This is a genomic window from Lyngbya aestuarii BL J (genome assembly GCF_000478195.2).
In the GTDB taxonomy this organism is placed as follows: Bacteria; Cyanobacteriota; Cyanobacteriia; order Cyanobacteriales; family Microcoleaceae; genus Capilliphycus; species Capilliphycus aestuarii.
Window position 1 is genome coordinate 92,948 of the sequence record NZ_AUZM01000013.1, and the last position, 18,474, is coordinate 111,421.

General features: G+C 37.7%; 16 protein-coding genes. 2 read left to right on the top strand and 14 right to left on the bottom strand.

Features of this window, described 5'->3' with window-relative positions:
* Positions 1 to 17: 17 nt before the first annotated feature.
* The 14 genes from M595_RS08005 to M595_RS08070 all read right to left on the bottom strand — a co-directional run bounded on the left by M595_RS08005 (position 18) and on the right by M595_RS08070 (position 14,265).
* Positions 18 to 1,265 carry a glycosyltransferase gene (locus M595_RS08005; RefSeq protein WP_023065647.1) on the bottom strand — a complete coding sequence of 416 codons (1,248 nt, stop codon included), beginning with the start codon at positions 1,263 to 1,265 and terminating at the stop codon, positions 18 to 20.
* 40 nt (positions 1,266 to 1,305) lie between these two features.
* On the bottom strand, positions 1,306 to 2,049 hold the full coding sequence (locus tag M595_RS08010) for a glycosyltransferase family protein (RefSeq protein WP_023065620.1): 744 nt from the start codon (positions 2,047 to 2,049) through the stop codon (positions 1,306 to 1,308).
* A 123-nt stretch (positions 2,050 to 2,172) separates the two neighbouring features.
* Positions 2,173 to 2,472 carry a hypothetical protein gene (locus M595_RS08015; protein WP_023065616.1) on the bottom strand — a complete coding sequence of 100 codons (300 nt, stop codon included), beginning with the start codon at positions 2,470 to 2,472 and terminating at the stop codon, positions 2,173 to 2,175.
* Between the two features lie 27 nt (positions 2,473 to 2,499).
* Positions 2,500 to 3,327, bottom strand: a complete 828-nt coding sequence (locus tag M595_RS08020; RefSeq protein ID WP_023065651.1) for a sulfotransferase domain-containing protein — start codon at positions 3,325 to 3,327, stop codon at positions 2,500 to 2,502.
* Positions 3,328 to 3,353: 26 nt separating this feature from the next.
* A complete protein-coding gene (locus tag M595_RS08025) occupies positions 3,354 to 4,313 on the bottom strand; it encodes a glycosyltransferase family 2 protein (RefSeq protein ID WP_023065585.1) in 960 nt (319 codons plus the stop codon).
* A gap of 32 nt (positions 4,314 to 4,345) precedes the next feature.
* Complete coding sequence (locus tag M595_RS08030) at positions 4,346 to 5,323, bottom strand: hypothetical protein (protein WP_023065584.1); 978 nt, start codon at positions 5,321 to 5,323, stop codon at positions 4,346 to 4,348.
* A 13-nt stretch (positions 5,324 to 5,336) separates the two neighbouring features.
* Positions 5,337 to 6,359, bottom strand: coding sequence for a glycosyltransferase family 2 protein (locus M595_RS08035; RefSeq protein WP_023065588.1), 1,023 nt, complete (start codon positions 6,357 to 6,359; stop codon positions 5,337 to 5,339).
* Between the two features lie 34 nt (positions 6,360 to 6,393).
* On the bottom strand, positions 6,394 to 7,374 hold the full coding sequence (locus tag M595_RS08040; protein ID WP_040483770.1) for a glycosyltransferase: 981 nt from the start codon (positions 7,372 to 7,374) through the stop codon (positions 6,394 to 6,396).
* A complete protein-coding gene (locus M595_RS08045) occupies positions 7,371 to 8,633 on the bottom strand; it encodes a glycosyltransferase family 4 protein (protein ID WP_023065622.1) in 1,263 nt (420 codons plus the stop codon). Before M595_RS08045 ends, M595_RS08040 begins: the two co-directional genes overlap by 4 nt.
* On the bottom strand, positions 8,611 to 9,489 hold the full coding sequence (locus M595_RS08050; RefSeq protein ID WP_023065583.1) for a sulfotransferase domain-containing protein: 879 nt from the start codon (positions 9,487 to 9,489) through the stop codon (positions 8,611 to 8,613). The genes M595_RS08045 and M595_RS08050 overlap by 23 nt, the downstream gene beginning before the upstream one ends.
* Before the next feature lie 33 nt (positions 9,490 to 9,522).
* Positions 9,523 to 10,374, bottom strand: a complete 852-nt coding sequence (locus M595_RS08055) for a Stf0 family sulfotransferase (protein WP_023065595.1) — start codon at positions 10,372 to 10,374, stop codon at positions 9,523 to 9,525.
* Between the two features lie 59 nt (positions 10,375 to 10,433).
* Positions 10,434 to 11,699, bottom strand: coding sequence for an ABC transporter ATP-binding protein (locus M595_RS08060; RefSeq protein ID WP_023065594.1), 1,266 nt, complete (start codon positions 11,697 to 11,699; stop codon positions 10,434 to 10,436).
* A gap of 85 nt (positions 11,700 to 11,784) precedes the next feature.
* Entirely contained in the window at positions 11,785 to 12,615 is an 831-nt protein-coding gene (locus M595_RS08065) for an ABC transporter permease (RefSeq protein ID WP_023065654.1), read from the bottom strand.
* Positions 12,616 to 12,900: 285 nt separating this feature from the next.
* Entirely contained in the window at positions 12,901 to 14,265 is a 1,365-nt protein-coding gene (locus M595_RS08070) for a hypothetical protein (protein WP_040483772.1), read from the bottom strand.
* A gap of 384 nt (positions 14,266 to 14,649) precedes the next feature.
* On the opposite strand from M595_RS08070, the gene M595_RS08075 reads away from it, so the two are divergent.
* Both M595_RS08075 and M595_RS08080 read left to right on the top strand, forming a co-directional pair.
* Positions 14,650 to 16,959: an SLBB domain-containing protein gene (locus M595_RS08075; RefSeq protein WP_023065601.1), complete on the top strand. Its 2,310-nt coding sequence runs from the start codon at positions 14,650 to 14,652 to the stop codon at positions 16,957 to 16,959.
* Between the two features lie 146 nt (positions 16,960 to 17,105).
* Positions 17,106 to 18,474 (top strand): GumC family protein (locus M595_RS08080; protein ID WP_023065643.1); only part of this gene is annotated, 1,369 nt, incomplete at its 3' end.

Consider the following 18,474-nt stretch of genomic DNA (forward strand, 5'->3'; position numbering starts at 1 on the left):
CAGAATCCGGAAAAGTTTTACTCTAATTTTTTCGCTCTGTGAATTAGAGAAACTTCCGATATTTGTAACAGCAGGTTAACTTGTTTTTCCCAACCAAATTTATTTTCATAGGCTTGCAGTGCCGCCGCTTTAGCTCTAGCTAACTTTTCCGGATTTTGCAGTAAGTTTTCAATCGCTTCAGCTAAGAGAGTTGGATGATTATCTGTGAGTAACTGACCAATTTCAGGACAGTCCTGAAAAATCTCTTTTTGTCCTGCTGTGTCCGTAGCAATGACAGCTAAACCTGCTTGTAAATATTGAAAAAGTTTATTAGTAATGGTAAGATTTCGGCTAGGAATATCGGCTTGTTCTAGTGCCAAACCAATATCATGTTCAGCAATGCGAGATAATAACTCGGAATTGGGAACAGTTGGATGAATAAAAATGCGATCGCGCCACTCGTCAGTTACTTGCTGTTGTAACCATTGCTGTGCTGTTTTGGGATAGTCACCCCGCAAATGAATTTCAACAGGGGTTTGCAGATAGGGTAAAGCTTTAAACAAAATTTCTAAGCCTCGTCCCGGCCCAATTGTTTGAGAAAACCAATGCAAAGAAGGAAGTTTTGAATTGATTTTATCGAGTGTTTTTCCATCGATATTGAAGCGTTCTTTCGCCGTAAATGTATTGTAAATTACTGTCGGTTTGGGTACTTGATAAGCCTCAGAAAAAGCCTCGGCGAGAGCATGAGAAGTGGTCAAACAGTAAATACAGTTTATAGCTAGACGATGTTCAAATGTTTTTAATTGATGAATGGGTCGAGTTGCACGGGCTGAGGGAAGCAAATCTTCTGAAAACCAATCTTCAAAATCAACTCCCACACAAAAACCTTCATTTAAAAGTTGATTTCCTACCCAAAGTCCACCTTCAGAATGAACGATAGTTAAGTCGGCTTGAGTGTGACGGGCGACTTGCAGCATGGCAGTTGCACCATAGCCTAATAACTCCGGTGAAAATGTGCCAAATCGTTTATATTTTTCTTTGGCAATTCTCGCCTTTATTCTAACTCTAATATTGTTGATTTTATGAGCGGGTTGAAAGTCAATAATGGGTAAAAATTGCCATGTTTTTGTAGCTAAAATAAGGCGATCGCGTTCTACCAGTTCGGGATCAAACCAGAAACCTCTCACAGTGACTTCATGTCCGACTGCGGCTAGAGCGTCTGCTTCTTTTTGAGGGCGAGGTGCGGTGCAAAGATGACCACCAATTAAAATTAAAATTTTAGCCATAAATTTGTTTTGAAATAGCTGGATAACACATCGGTTTAGACTAAATTTTTAATCCAAGTTTATTGATAATTTTATCAACATTTTTAACGACAGTATGCTGGGAAAATACTCGTTTATGAGCCTGAAAACGCATTTTTTTCCGTCGTTCTGGATCGGCTTCTAACTTGTGAATTTTATCGACCATTTCTTCAGCAGTACGATAGGTTTCAATTTCTTCACCTAGCTCATAAAGATGTTCTAATCCTTCTGTCCATTCTGTCAAGTAACAAGCTCCCATCATTGGGGCTTCAATATCTCGCATTCGAGAATAAGTATCTGGTTTTGAAAAGGGATATTGATAGCTTGGATAGCGATTAATCCCCAAAGTTATACGACTTTGTTGGATAATATTGACATATTCCTGAGGGTTAGGTTTCGGTTTTACTGCGTCTTGAAAATAATCATCAGGTATTCTCGTTTGACGTTTATAGGTTGCTTTTCCATACCAAGCATTGATTCCATTTGTAGTTAAAAAATTGACCTGGTTGACTAGAGTTTTGTAAAAGGTTTTTTCGGGTTTTATAAGAGTTGAACTCGGAGTTTCAGCTTGATTCCAGGCTGATCCTCGAATTTCTAGAGAAATACCCAAATTCAAGACTTGAGCTAATAATGCTTCTCGCTGAATATCTCGCGAACCAATGAAACTGACACCGTAATGTTCTGGATGATCCCACGTTCTTTGTTCGGGTGGAATCCACACAGGCATAGGAGCATAAACATAGTTTTGTCTGGCTTTTTGATACATTTTTATCGCTTTAAATTCGGGAACCCAGTGTAAATTAAAGTTATAAAATACTTCGGGTATTTTTGTAAACTCACGAATATTATCACAGAAAAAGTTAACGCAAGGAATTCCTAATTTTTGAATTTATTTAAGGGCTGTAGGTTCAACTTGTTTCGGAAACAGATAGCTCAGAAATAGGTTTATCGGTTTTTTACGATGCTCTTTTTTAATTGCGGAAAGGGTCAAAGACCAAGTGCGATCGCGCCATTTGTTTAAGGCTTTTTTATCTAAATATACTAAACCTTCAGCCCAATCAACGTTTTGAGCTTCAACCCATTCATGTCCCGCTTCTTCTATTCCTTTTTTAAAGTAGTCTTCCCAAAACTGGTAAGCCGGAACTAAGTGATTTTTAAGAGACTGTTGACAGACTAAAAAGATTCGCATTATAATGATTTTCTCCAATTTTAAGGGTTAATCTAAATATCCGAGTTGACGAAGTGTATTATCTGCTATTGATAAATACTGTTGGATATCTTCCTCAGAAAACATCTCTTTCCATTGTCCGGAGTTTCCCGAACGAAAAAAAGTATTTTTACTATGATTAAATTCCGAACCATATTGTTTTTCTATTTTTTTTAATCGGTGAAATTCCGATTTGTTAATGGCAAAATTTATGTTTTCAATACTCACATTTAATTGGCAAAAATCTGCTATCCTTTTAACATTTTTTACGGTATTATTCAGCAGATCTTCATATTTGACTAATAAAACCTGGTCTGAATGACTTTTAGCATAATCTATAGCTCTGGATACATGACTGCTCCAACCGACTGCACCCCAAGAAGGTTTACTATTTAAAAACTCTTTCAAAGTTCCATTAAATTCGCCTCGTCCTGTTAAATAATGATAGTAGGAGATAGCTACATCTCTTCCATCTCTGTAGATGTATATAAATTTGGGGTAAAACTCATAACCAGCATCATGGGTTTTAATGAAACGAGGTCGCTGTTTCATCGTGTTAAGATAATCTTTATAAAGATAAATGTCCGGCACATAATTATTAATATTTCTAAAGCTTACTGTGTCTCGATCGCTGATTAGATTAGCAATGATAAACCGCACCCAGGTATTGCCAGATTTGGGATATGAAACAATGAAAATATCATCGTCAAAAACGTGTTTTAAACCTGTGTAAACTGCTTTTTTATCAAATAAACCAACATGAGAAAGAGCAAATTTAAGCTTGTATTCGACTCTCCACAGAGGAGGTATCCAGTTCGTGAAAGATTTAAGTTGCATAATCCGTTAATCTTGATATTTTGGATTTAAAATATTTGTTTTAAATCATTGAAAACTAATTGAATCTTTTTGGCTGATTTCCAACCTACTATTTCAGCTAATCTCTGAAACCGAGGCCCGCCAATGGGTTTAATCTCCGATCCTCCTAAAAATTCAACTTTATCCTCTGCTTTACGAATTAAATCCGGTACATTATTGGCATAGTTATTATAAATAAAACGTTGAAAAGCAGTAGCACAAGCATGACGTGTACAAGAACTATTTTCTCTTGCTAAAAGATAGCTGGTGCGAAGTTCTAGAGAGTGAAAAGCTGATTCCCATGCTGTTCGAGATTTAGAAGCGCTGAGACTCCCTGAAATACCAGATCTGTAAAAAACTTTAGCACCTTGACAAAACCTAACGCCCTGACTCGCTAAAACAACCCGACAAAAGTATTCACCATCATCATCTAGAGATAAATTTTCATTCCAAAAACCCGCTTTCTCTGCAATATTACGAGGTACCAGCCACGCTCCAGGGTGCATCATCCACTCTCCTTCCCAAGCACAAACTAACCAGTCAATGGGTGACATATTCCTCCAAAGAGGTTGAGATTTAAACACAGCTTCAGAAGGTGTTTTATAAAATCTTGCCCATTCTCCAGTTGCTACAAATTCAGAGTTGCTATCTCCTAAAAGTTGAATTTGACGCTCTATTTTGTCAGATGCTAAAAGGTCATCAGCATCGAGGTATTGAATAAAATCTCCTTTACTTTCGTGAAACGCTTGATTTCTTGCCGCACTCGCCCCCCTATTTTGCTGATGAATTAGTTTAATATTTTCCGATTCAAAACTCCGTGCAATTGCTAAACTGTTATCTGTTGAACCATCATCAACAATGATAATTTCTAAGTTTTTCCAAGTCTGCGCTAAAGCTGATTCTAAAGTTTCAGCTAGCCATTTTTCGCAGTTATAGCAAGGAATGATAATAGAGACCAGTGGTTTCATAATGAATCCTCCATACAGAGTTTCAAGTTAACTTATTCGGGCTTTTTTTGACGGTCAACAATTTGTTTCCAAGCGTGGCGAAAATACCAAGGTTTGGAGTCGGCTACATAATGATGTAAAATTCCTCTTTGACTAACAACTTCTTCTTTTGTTGGCTTCACAATGTAGTCTTTTGGGGGGGCGATATCACAAGGTTTCCCTGCCATAATCATTGCAGTAAGAGCCTGTTCTTGGTAATAATGAGTTCCTTCTTTTTCAATCAAAATTCGACACCAATATTCTAGCTGTTCCCAGTCAATTTCATCACTCTTTAAGCCACAAATTCCAACGTTCAAGCGTTGAGGAATTTCAGCTTCGGCTAAAGATTTCATTAAAGCCTCTGAATAACCGTAGGAAGTCTCTACATCGACCATATGACAGGGTTTATTGGGAGAGTTCAACCAGTCAATTAGAAAGGTTGGAGTTCGGAAGAAAAGCATATCTGAGTCCAACACTAACTTCCACCCAGAAGAACCAATATGAATATCAGTGAGCTTCCGCATATTTGGATAATTTGCACGACGTTCTCTAAGATAAGGAAATTTACTGATAGGTAAATATTGGTCTAGGCGTTCTTCTATCTCATTCAAAAAAACTATTTTTGTTCGAGGAAATATTCGCTTAATTTGTTCAATATACTTGTTTGCTAAAGTTCCATCATCATAAATGATTGGCTGGATATTACTCGGAGAATAAACAGCCATTGAGTAAGCACAAAAACAAGTTTGATACCAAAACTTTCGACCGGTTAAAAAGTGAATGTTTAGAGGAGAATCTGGACTCTGTATTTCAATGGGTTGAAGTTGATAAGCTGCTGCTTCCATCTGTTGACGTGCTTGCTCATCTATCGCACGTTTAATTGGATCTCGACGTATATATTTCTGCATCAAACCTTTGGGAGCGTAATAAAGCCGATAAGCGACAACTCCTAAGTGCAGAGATTTAGCAATTTGCTTGAGTGATTTATTCATATATTCCTGATAATTATATTGTTACTAACCGATTGACTAACTCTTTAAATTCAGATTCACTAACTGTTTTAATTTTTGAATAGTTAGGTCTTTGAATCCATCTTAAAATACGTGCAGCATTTTCAACACCCACAATTTTAGCAAGTCGCTTAAAATTTCTTCCACCCAGTCTTGAACATGAAGTTTTAGGTGAATTTATCCAAATGTTTAACATCATATTTTCAAAGGTTTGATTAAAGTGAGTTGGTAATCTTCGCCAAGACATAAAAGCACATTCACCAACCTGTTCGCGTACTTTTAGAGTATCTTCAGTTTTTGGACAATTTTTGATAAACACTGACATTAAAGCCAAGGATGCTATTCCTAACTTTTCCCAGTGTTGTGTAAATCTCTCCTCATTATGTTGAGTTCCAATTGTATAATAGCCATCAACCTTAATAATTTTTGCGGGATAAAGTGCTAAATTATAGTAAATCCAAACATCTCCAACTGAGTCAAAAATTCGATGTTCAGGAACCAATGGATTTTCTAAATGCTTTTGAATATAGGAGCGTCGATAAATTGGACTGTGAGGCATTGGCTGCACTTTTAAGTAAAATTCAGTAGCATCTTTCACTGCTGGTAAGGTTCCATTGGGTTGAAAAACTAATGAATCATAGGAACCTATTAATGTTGTAACAGCCTTGTCAGTATAAGAAACATCAGCCTGTTGATTCCGCATTTGACTAATTTGAGAAACAAGTTTATCTGGGTGAATCAGATCATCTGAATCTAGAAATAAGATATACTCTCCAGTCGCTTGCTTTAAACCCGTTTTTCTGGCTATAATTGAGCCTTGATTTTCTTGATGAATAAAGTGGATTGGCAAGTGATTAAAGTCGGTTAATTGTTTCGCTAAGGGTTGTTCTGAACCGTCATCAACCACTAAAATTTCAACCTGTAAATTTGGGATTGCTCTGGCTACACTTTCTAATGTATATCTCAATAAATCTACTCGGTTGTAGGCGGGAATAATAATGGATAAGTCTAAAGACATAAAAACGGACTCCTCTAAAATAATAATTTGGCGATCAGTTGACTGATTTATGATTTGTTAATTCACCCAATCCTTCAAAGGTTCCACAAGCACCTTGCCATCGAATGTATGAAGCTGGATATTTCCAGGGTTTATAACGAAAAAAGGCTTTAATTTTTCGGGGTAAAACTGTCCAACGAGGGATTTTTAGCCAAGGTCGAATTTTATGTGTATCTAATACTTGAATCCAAGAACGTGACATGGCTCGATTTAACTTGGCAAGATAGTTTTTTGAGAGGCGACTGGAGGGAATTAAATGAGTTAATTGAAGTTGAGGAAAATAACCGACACCCCAACCCCCTTCTAAAACTGTTAAAACAATGTCATTATCTTCACCTGAAATCAGTTGTTTTCCGGTACGACCGAATGCAAGCCTGGTGCTACTTCCAGTCACTTGTTGTACATAGAATTCTGCTGCTTCTCGTCGTAATATCAGTCCGGCACCAATCGGAGAACAATCAGGATATTGTTTCAATTGTTTAGCCAAGTTAAAAGACTGAATTGATGTTTCTTCCCAATAGCATACTTTCAGATCATCTCCGAAATCACGTAGTCCTAAAAGTCCATCAATTTCGGATATCCAAGACTCGGGTTTAATTTCATATTCAGGTATTGTTTTGCCCCCCCATGCTCCTAGTTTGGGATAATTTACACAAATATTAACTACATTTTTAAGATAATCGGGAGCTAGCACATTATCATCATCTGCAAAGACAAATATTTCTGCAACTGCTTCTTGAAAACCTCGCAATCGAGCCGCTGTTAAGCCTAGTTTTTCTTCTCGAATATGGCGAGCATTTGGATGCCAACTTAAATCAATTTCTGATGAAAGTAGTTGATGACTCGCATTATCAACGAGTAAGAGTTCCCATTGCTCTATCGGTAATGTTTGATATTTTAATGCCTCCAGCACTCTACTAATATAATCAGGTCGAGGATTATGTGTACAGATAATTACACTGATAATTGGGTTCATGGCAAAATCACCGAGTAATTTTTAATTGTTTGTTTAGCCATTTGTTCTCGACTAAAAAGCCGTTCAACTCGCAGACGACCCTGTTGGCCCATCTGATGACGCAAATCAGCATCACCAGCAAGTTTTAAAATCTTTTCAGCCAAGTCTTTTGAATCGCCGGGTTGAGCGAGTAACCCTGTTACTTTTTCCTCTATCACTTCGGGAATACCTCCAGTTTTACAACCAATCACAGGTTTTCCATAACTCATGGCTTCCACATAAATTAAGCCAAAAGATTCATAACGCGAGGCAGCAACAAATAAGTCACATTCTTGATACATATGATGTAAATTTTCTGAGTTTACTGTTCCAATAAAATTTACACAATCATTAAATTTTTTACCCCATTTATTTTGAAAATTTTGTTGATAATTATAATCTTTATCTTGGCCGACAAGGGTAAAATAAATCTTATTCATTTTTTCTAAAACTAGGGGAATTGCTTCTAGCAAAACATCTATCCCTTTACGATATTCAAAACGGCCTACATAGAGAACATTAATCTTTTTTAAGGGTTGATATGATTTCTCGAACGTTATCTTTTCTGGGAGTTGAATCCCATGAGGAATAATCTTAAATCTATCTTGATTAATTTTAAAGTCATTACAAACTTCATCTCGATGGGCGAGAGTATGAGTGGTTAAGCGATCGCTCAAACGAATCATTAACCCTTCTAAAGCAGATGCTATTTTTATCGCTCTGGAAACAAATTCATAATGATCTCTATTAATTTGTTTGAGTGTTGTTGAAACCCTCGTTACAATTAGGGGACGATTACGTTTGAACAAGTAAGCCAGACAAAGAAAATCATAACTTGTTGTTTCAATCACATCAATATTATGTTTTTTAACAAGTTGGCTTAAAACTTTTTTTGTATGCAGAATAGTCCCAAGTTTTTTCAGGATTAATATTTGCGCCCATCTACCTTTAAACCCGGTTTCAATCCAGTTGGGTAACTTAATTGAAATGGGATGAAGATAGATTTTTACCTTCTGGTTTTCTGAAACTTCTACTAGGATATCATCCTCTGTTAAATTTTTATCGGTGACAAATAAAACATGAACCTGATGACCAAGTTGACTTAATCCATTTGCCAATTCATAAAAATGATTGGCAATTCCACTATTAACTAGATGTCGAGTTGGATAGTGAGGAGTGACAATGCAAATATTGATTACAGAATCACTCTGAAAAGCTTTACCAGTCGTTGTTTTCTTCATAGCCAAGCTGAACTAAAAGTGAACCGTATTTGTCTTTAAAAAACTGTTTATGTTCTTCTTGAAAGTGATTCTTCCAATCTCCAGCAACTCCTTTTCGATTATGAGATTTGACATCTTCTTGTCCGGGTTTTCTGCCTCTTGCATAGCGAGAGAAATCATGTTCATAGACAATATTTAATGCTTGCCAAGCATAAATTTTTGAGTTAAAACTAATCTTATTTTTCTGATAAGGATTTATTTTTTTTAAGCCTCGATTGAGAGTTTCGCTAACTAAATAGGATGACATAGATTTAACGGAAATATACGGAGAGTCATCCAGCAAGTCTAAAAATTGCACAATGTCTAAAAACTTATTGTAGGGGTTTGCAATCATTTCTTCAAACTTAATTTCTAGGATATTTGGGAGATTATAGTTCCATTCCTGCATTTCTCCAAAGATGTTTAATTCCACTCCATTTACCTTCATATAGGAGAGGTAGTCCATCACAAAAAGTAAGCCTTTTTCCTTTGGTAAGTGTTCTAATTCCTGACGATAATCATTCAACTCCGGCCAAGAATGGGTAGAGTGACTATATCGATGAGAGAAATATGCAGAAACAACAATATCTCTAGGATCTCGAATAACGTGAAAGCCTTTTATCTTTTCTAAGATAGGTTTGAGAAAGTGAATATTCGCGTTTGTATAACAGATAAAATCTATATTTTCGTTTTGAAGATAGCTATCTAACTCAGAATTAAATAGCTGAGGATTGCTAGCAATCTGACATTTGAGATTAACGAGATAACAAACTTGTTTAATTAAGGTTTCAATCCAAGTTGATCCCGACTTATGATGACCCAAATATGCCAATTTCATGGTATTATTTACTCCTGTTTAGCCGACTTGTAACTAACTTTTTGAATTTGCTGGTGTACCCCTATTCTTAAACCGATCTTTAAGAACAGACAACATTTTTAAAATTCTAGGGGAGACCCATTTTTTTAAAAGGGTATAACTATGATATTGAACGAGCAATAAATCTGTGTAAAAATCCGCCTGCTTTTTAAAGGATGAATTAAAATTTATATCCTCGGAAACTGGAATTTCTAAAAAGCTGAGAACATCAACAATATTCTTCTGTTTATTTTGAGCAAGTTCTTCGTAGATAATTATTTGTGGTTCAATATTATTGTTTTCAAAGAACTGAAACCACGCCTTCTCATCTTTCTCTATCTGAGAGAGGTAAACCTCTACCGTTCCAGGGCTGATATAAGGATAAGGATTTTTCGGTGAGTTGGAAATATTATCGTATCGATTAAATGAGATTTTGCCCGGATTTTGACTATCCTGATATTTATTCCATCGCTTTGTTTTAATTGAACGAGCTAAGGATATGGCTTGGCGAACTTTGTTCCGGCGAGAAATGAAAATAAACTTGAGATTGGGAAAAACTTCTTTCAACAATTCTAAATCAGACTTTGATGTAGTCTCAGAAGTTTCATGCAATCTTTGCAGAACTTCTTGACAGTTACACCACATTAACTTAACACCACTGACACCATTAGAAGATGCAAATGACTCCAGGGTTTTTTGAATATATTCTGGATAGTTACTAGAGTCTAACTTACTTTTTTTCTCCCATTCGGCTAGAAAAAACTCTTGAGGCTGACCTACTAATTTGGTATGGCTTAGGAGATCGCAGAGTAGAGTGCTTCCACTTCTCATTGTCGAGCAAATTATGTAAGTTTTTTTCAGATTCATAACTTATTCAATCAATTAATTTTTTCATGTACTGGGAAAATAAAAATTATAAATTTAATTTATCCTTGACTATAATCAAACTGAACTGATAAGGGAACAATTCCATGTTGACGCCAAGAGAAATAATTACCCGCTCCATAGATATCTACAGGCGGAATATTGATAATTGCCGCATCTTCAACTTTCAAAATAATTCCCATTCCCGGCAGACTAACCATGATATTAATCAAATAATCACCCCCCCCTAAATATCGAGTAATATCTTGATATTTAAAGACACAATTCCAGTCTTCTTGAATATTATCTAAAAATGAGTTAGCCATCCTCGGCCAAATATTAGAAACAAGAACTCCATCAGAAGTCGTTATCCGAACGGCTACTGCTAAACGAGAGATTTGTTTTTGAGCATAACCTTTGACTTCTACTTTGAGTGTTGATGTAGTTTCATCATCTTCGATAAAAGCATCAATACTGTGGAGTTCAAGCCCATGTTCTTCATTAACAATCTTGCCATTTAACTGAGAGCTAGCTCGACTAATCATGTGTTTTTCATAGGAATCAATGATGTCATCAACTTTTCCAGTTTCCCGGACAGTTCCTCCCTCTAGCCAATAAGCAACATTACATAACTTGCGAACTGCCGCCATTTGGTGGCTAACAAATAATACCGTTCTGCCTTCATTTTCGGTGATGTTTTCCATCTTACCAAGACATTTATTTTGAAAGGCAATATCCCCAACCGCTAAGACTTCATCAACGATTAAAATCTCGGGTTCTAGATGAGCAGCAACTGCAAAAGCCAAACGAACTCGCATTCCAGAAGAATATTTTTTCACTGGTGTATCGAGGTATTTATCTACTTCAGAAAAAGCAACTATTTCATCAAATTTTTGTTTTATTTCTGCCTTGCTCATCCCCAAGATTGCACCATTAAGAAAGATATTCTCTCGCCCAGTTAACTCTTGATGAAATCCAGTTCCTACCTCCAATAAACTCGCAACCCGACCTTTAATTGTAATTCTTCCTGTTGTGGGTTCTGTAATGCGGCTCAGAATTTTTAAGAGTGTCGATTTACCCGCACCATTATGACCAATAACTCCGACTCTATCCCCTTCTTTAATCTCAAAGGATAAGTCTTTTAACGCCCAGAATTCTTCACTACTGGGATCATTGGTTTGTTTTCCAAAAGGTTTGAGTAAACTTTGTCCGAAAGACTTAGCCCCATTTGCCATCTGATCTCGCAGCGTAGCATAACGCTCCTGCTTTTGATGACCAATAATGTATTTTTTGCCTAAGTTTTCGACCTGAATAATTGTCTCAGACATATATTTGAAGAATTACTGTTCCCTAATTGCTAAGTTTGATTAACTTTTCCGGAAAAATGCGTAAATTTTTTGAAATTCAATTCAATCAAATCACATCGGCAAAAGTTCGCTCTGTTTTTCGGAAGTACCAAACTCCCGTAGCAAATATTAGTACAACCAATCCAATAGACAAACTAAATCCCAACCAATAAATTTTAGTTTCTCCGCCGATAATTGCCCAACGAAACCCATCAATTACCCCAACAAGAGGATTGAGATAATAAAAAAACTTCAAGTCTTCGGGAACAATCGTGCTACTAAATCCAACGGGCGAAATATACTGACCAAACTGAACGACAAACGGCACAACATAGCGAAAATCGCGATATTTGACATTTAGTGATGCAAACCACAACCCTCCTCCTACAGAAGCTAAGACTGCAATCAAAACAAATAACGGTAATGTAATAATTCGCCAACTGGGAATAAAGTTATACCAAGCCATTAATCCCAGTAAAATAATTCCATAAACCAGAAAGTCAACAAAACTAACAACAACTGCACTAACAGGTACAATTAATCGCGGAAAATAAACCTTAGAAATTAAATTAGCATTCCCGATTAAACTATTACTACAGTTGGTTAGGGAATTGGCAAAAAATTGCCAAGGAAGCATCGCCGCAAAGACTAAAATTGGGTAGGGAACTCCATCGGATGGAAGTTTGGCGATTTTACCAAATACCACAGTAAATACAACCATTGCTAAAAACGGTCGAATTAATGCCCAAGCTATCCCAATAATCGTTTGCTTGTAACGAACTAAAATATCCCGCCAAGAGAGAAAGTAAAACAACTCTCTGTATCGCCACAAGTCTTGCCAATATTGGCGTTCTACTCGACCAGATTCAATGATTAATTCGGTAGAGTTTAGGGTCATAAATGGAATTAATGAAGATAAATCATACCGGATTTAAAGCAATGAAAACAGGTTTTGTTTTCACTCCCTTTTACTAAATCAAACTTCACTATCCGGATTGACCTCTGGAGTTTTACAAATCCCCTAGTTTTGTAAAGCTGATCGGTCTTAAGCTTTATAAATACCCTAGTTTTGTAAAATCCCTAAGCTGAACAAGACTCTGCTTGCTTGAGATCAAATATCTCGAAACTCCAACAGAGTCTTAGATTCAACTATTCTTGCTATCCCTGATCATTTATAGATCACTTAGTTTTGTGCAAATTTAGATTCGGATGCTTTTAAAGGAGAGGGAGAAACTTTGATATCATGCAGAACGTCTGATGATTCATTGTAGGATTCAACCAGTTTTCTTAACAAACTTGGCATTTGTTCTGTTTCTGTCTCTGGTTCTTCAATCATCGATTCTGAAGCCGTATCTAACTCCGACTCAACTGCCACAATAACTTCAGTTTTTTCCTCGGCTAAATTAACTGCGATCTTTGAATTAATTTGATTATTTTCAGGGGTAGAAGTGACCGGAGAAACAACCTCATTCGTTCTCACTTCTGAGGGCAGTTGATAAGGTTCAACTAATTTTTGCAATAATTTAGGTCTGGGATTGATCGCCGAAACTGAAGAATTAACTGTAGATGCAACTGTTATTTGAGATGGATTTGATCTCGAAATTCTAGAAACTCTCGGTTTTTGAGATCGGTAATTAGTAACTTCCCCATCTCTCTGACGATTCACCTCAGAAGTTGATAAAATTTCTTGGGGTTGTTCACTCGGAAAAACTGCCATCACGCTTCGAGGTTCAACCACGTATTGAGCCGCAAGTTTAGCCGAATCAGCAATAGAAAATTCAGGCATTGAAGCTTGTGAATTCTCCCTGACTTGCTGCGGTTGAGGAGTCGCCCTTGTCATCGACTGAGGTTCAACAATATATTGAGTTGCATTTGTTGAAGAACGGTTAGACAATTGCTCTTGAGGAGCAATATTATCTGGATAAATTCCCTCAAAACCATTGCTAATCATCGTCTCAGGTTCAACGATATATTCACCCCCTATCGGTTCACCGTCAAATAGAGGAGGTGGAGCAGGAACAGGCTGTAACCCCGATGGAAAGGCAGAAACAGCCATCGGTTCATTGATGATTTCTGGCTGTGGTAATTCTTCGATCGCCATCTCAATCGGTTCTGGAGCCTGAGCATCGCCGTCAAAGTTGAGGTACTCGGGAAAATACTCGTTGCTGAAATTCCCCGTCGGCTTGACCTTGGGCTGTTCAATCCGAGGAAGTGGGCGAGCCTTAACCACTAAATTACCAATATCGAGTGGCGACTGTTGCCAAATTTCTGGCTCATGTGGTCTAAAATTGGAAAAATTATCAGCTTTAACCGAAGGTGTCAAGTCTTGGGTGAACATCTGTCGGGGTGGGGCAACCGACTGTTCAACGCCATCTGAGGCAGCAACCATCAAATCCTCAGCATCCATCAGAGGATTTTCCTGAACACCGAGTTTAATCGGGCCAGTCTGGTTGGGTTGCTCGAGATGCTCGTTGACAGCCATACCTGTCAGTGTACAGCCGACTGCGGTAGCAATACAGCTTAGGGCGGAATTATTGATCACACTCATAGTCAATTCAGGGTTTCTGTTTCTCTGGGTCGGCATTCCCATCGCAAGGGAACCTCACCGGGTTCCGACCCCAATCTGAGTCGCAAAATCAAGCCCCCCAACTCGAAATTATACGGAAGTTAGGGTTAGATCGAGTAGAATTTTACTTCCGCACACTCTCCAAATATACGAGTTATGCAATCACCATCCGGATGAATAAACAGTAATTTTGCTGATCTCCGGATCGGTGACAAACACTTCGTAAATCTAAATAGTATTTCTTGATCATTGTCGCTGTTTTCGGGGTGATATCATTCGCACAAAATCCGCCTTTCTCCCCCTTTTAAATTCCGATTTGTTTTTGCTAATTGATCATTTGTTCAGTCAAGCACTCAAACAACGTTCATGCGCGTTTCTATTCTAACTGTTTTAACTCTGAGCATTCTGACCTCTGGAAATTGTGGTGCGACTCCGCATCCTTTAACCCTGACATTCACCTCAGTTGAACAAAGAATTGCTTCTCTCCCCGATTCAGCTTATTCTACTAATCCAGTCGGGCAACATTGGGCGCGAAGTTTTATTGAACCTTTAGTGCTACGAGGGATCATTCCTCCTCTCGACGGCAACTCAATTCAGCCGGATCAATTCATCACTCAAGCTCAATTTTCCTCCATTCTTCAAAATGCTTTCGGCGTTAATCCTCTCCAACCGGATATCGATCCCAATCAAAACGTTTCTCGCCTTGAAGCTTTGGTGACATTGGTTCAAGTTTTGAATTTGCAATCCCGTCAAATTACACCTGAGAGCTTAAATCGTTACTTTATTGATGCTCATAATATACCGAAATCAAACTTAAGTCAAGTTGCTGCGGCAACTGAAAATCGTTTAATTGTTAACTATCCGAATATCCGGGTTTTAAACCCCAATAAAAGTGCAACCCTTGCAGAAGTTTCTGCTTTTGTCTATCAAGCTTTAGTCAGTCTAGGAGAAGCCCCAACCCTGATTCAAACAGGCAACAACCCTCGAAATAATCCGCGTCAGAGAACCCCATCACCACCTCAAAATCCTCGGAGTTCTTCCTCTACAATTCAAGCCATCGAAGTTGCTGAAAATACAGACTATAATCTAGGAGGAGGGGATCGGATAGCCGTTTTTGTTGCTAACTTCCCCGAACACAATGGTGAATATGCTATCTTAACCAATGGCTTGATTAATATGCCCCTTCTGGGTCAATTTAAAGTCGCTGGAATGACGATTTTACAACTGGAGAGAAATCTAGAAGCCCGATTTTCTCAAACTATGAAAAGTCCGGAAGTGACCGTAACTTTAGTTTCTGCTAGACCGTTAAATATTGCGATCGCCGGAGAAGTCAATCGTCCGGGTGCTTATGCCTTGCAACTGCAAGTAAATCCGACAGAATTTCCCACCATTACCCAAGCCATTCAACTCGCTGGAGGAATTACCCAATCGGCTAATTTAAGAGAAATCAAAGTACAGCGAAAAATGGGTTATGGACGAGAAAAAATCATCGCTGTTAATTTGTGGGATTTATTTCAAAGTGGGGATTTGCGGCAGGATTTAACCTTAAGAGATGATGATAAAATTATCATTCCCACCTTAACTCGGGTTGATCTGACAGAAGCATCCCAACTCGCCAATAACAATCTTTATCCTACTGAATCCCTTCCCGCTAAAATTGCCATTGTGGGTGAAGTCTTTCAACCGGGTTCCTACACCCTACAAACCGGAAGTGGAGGTGCTGTGCTAACCGTTACTCGTGCAATCCAAGAAGCAGGTGGAATTACATCAACAGCCAATTTACGTCAAGTCAAAGTCCGTCGTCCTCTCAATAATGGTCAAGAACAAATTATTGATGTGGATTTATTTGCACTATTGCAAGGGGGAGATTTACGTCAAGATGTGATCTTAAAAAATGGCGATACTATTATTATCCCAACCCTGACTGATGTTGATTTAGCAGAAGCTCCACAGCTTGTTAATAATAACTTATATTCGGCTGAATCAAAACCTATGAAAGTCGCAATTGTGGGAGAAGTTGTGCGTCCTGGGCCTTATAATTTAACCGCCGATAGTGCAAGTGGTGGATTTCTAACTGTCACTCAAGCCATTCAACAAGCCGGAGGAATTACTTCATCTGCTAATTTACGTCAAATTCAAGTGAAACGTCTCAACCGCAATGGTACTGAAGAAACAATTAATGTAAACTTATTTGCGTTAATTCAACAAGGAGATTTACGTCAAGATGTAATCTTAAAAACTGGGGATACTATTATGATTCCTACTGCGGATAAATTAACACCGAACGAAGTAAATGATCTGGCTCGAAGTACCCTTTCTCCCAATACAATTAAAGTAAACTTTGTTGGGGAAGTGTTGCGTCCAGGAATTTTAGATGTTCCACCTAATACTCCTCTGAGTCAAGCCATTTTAGCGGCTGGAGGCTTTAATAATCGTGCCTATGAAGGAGCAGTCGAGTTAATTCGTTTATCTCCCGATGGAACCTTAGAAAAGCGAGAAATTAGTGTTAATTTTGCTGAAGGAATTACAGAAGAAAATAACCCGACTCTGCGAAATAATGATATTATTGTTGTCCGACCGACGGGATTAAATAAACTCTCCGATGACCTTGGTAATATTCTGAATGCAACTTCACCGTTTGGAATTATTTTTCAATTAATTGAGCGTTTATTTTAACAGTATAACTCTTTTTTTCGAGTCACTCACGCTAGGGAATATACACCCAGATAACAGTTTTGCTTACGGAATCTTAATCAGCAGGAGTGAAGGAGATTTTGAAGCAATTTTAACTTTTCCGCTTTTTTAACTTAACCATTTCTCCTATGGCTACTCCATCTAACTCCGAAAAATTAGTTTCATCAAAGCCTGAAAAATCCCTTCCCTCTCTCCCTTCCCTTTATCAAAATCAAATCAGTCCATCCAGAGAAGGAGAAGAAAATAATTTTGGTCAAATTTTTGCGATTATTCAGCGTCGCGTTATTTTAATTACCAGTGTTGCTTTTGCAGTGGCGGCGACAATGACGTTACAAGCTATCAGAAAACCCGTTGTTTATCAATCTGGTTTTCAACTCTTAGTTGAACCTGTAAAAAGTTCTAATAAACTGGCTGGACTCACCAATAGTTACGGGGGAAAAGTCACTGAAACTTCTCTAGATTATGAGACTCAGATTCAGATTTTAAAAAGTCCTCAACTGATTAATAAAATTATTGAAAATGAAATTTCTCCACAATATCCGCAATTGAGTTATGGTTCGATTATCAGTAAATTATCTATTTTTAGACAAGGAGAAACAAAAATATTAAATATTCGTTATAAAGACTCTAATCCAGAGCGGGTGAAATTTGTACTCGATCAATTAGCAATTGGTTATTTAAGATATTCTCTCCAAGAACAACAAACAAATCTCCGTCAAGGATTACTCTTTGTAGATGAACAATTACCCGAATTAATCAATCGAGTGGATACCTTACAAGCCAGACTCGAACGATTTCGACAACAATATAATTTTATCGATCCGCAAACTCAAGCCCAAAAATTATCCGCTCAAGCTGAAAATTTATCGGCTGAAAAGTTTGAAACTCAAAAACAATTAGTTGAAGTTCAAACCCGCTACTCAATATTACAACAAGATGAAGGAGCAATTGCTGTTTTAAATTCTTCGGCAAACTATCAACAATTAATCGGTCAAATCCGACAAATTGAAACCCTAATTGCCTTAGAATCTACCCGCTACCGTTCTAACAGCGCTCCAATCAAAAACCTACTCAACCAACGCCAAAACTTAATGCCTTTACTGAGTCAAGAAGCTCAACAAGTTTTAGGCTCTCAAGTCGCTGCTGTCACCAATGAACTATTATTATTACAAGTTCGTTTAAATGCTATTTCTCAAGCCGAAACCCAAGTCAATCGTCAACTTGAACAAATGCCGACTTTAGACCGTCAATATACTGATTTACAACGGGATTTAACCATTGCAACCAACAGTCTCAATCGCTTTTTAGAAAAACGAGAATCTCTACAAATTGAAGGCGCTCAAACAGAAGTTCCCTGGCAAGTTCTATCTCCTCCCGCTCGTCCGGGTGCGCCTGCGGACAATTTAATCAATCAAATTATGACGGGTATTTTTGGCGGTTTAGCAGCCGGAGTAGCAGTGGCATTTCTCCTCGAACGTTTAGATAATGTATACTACT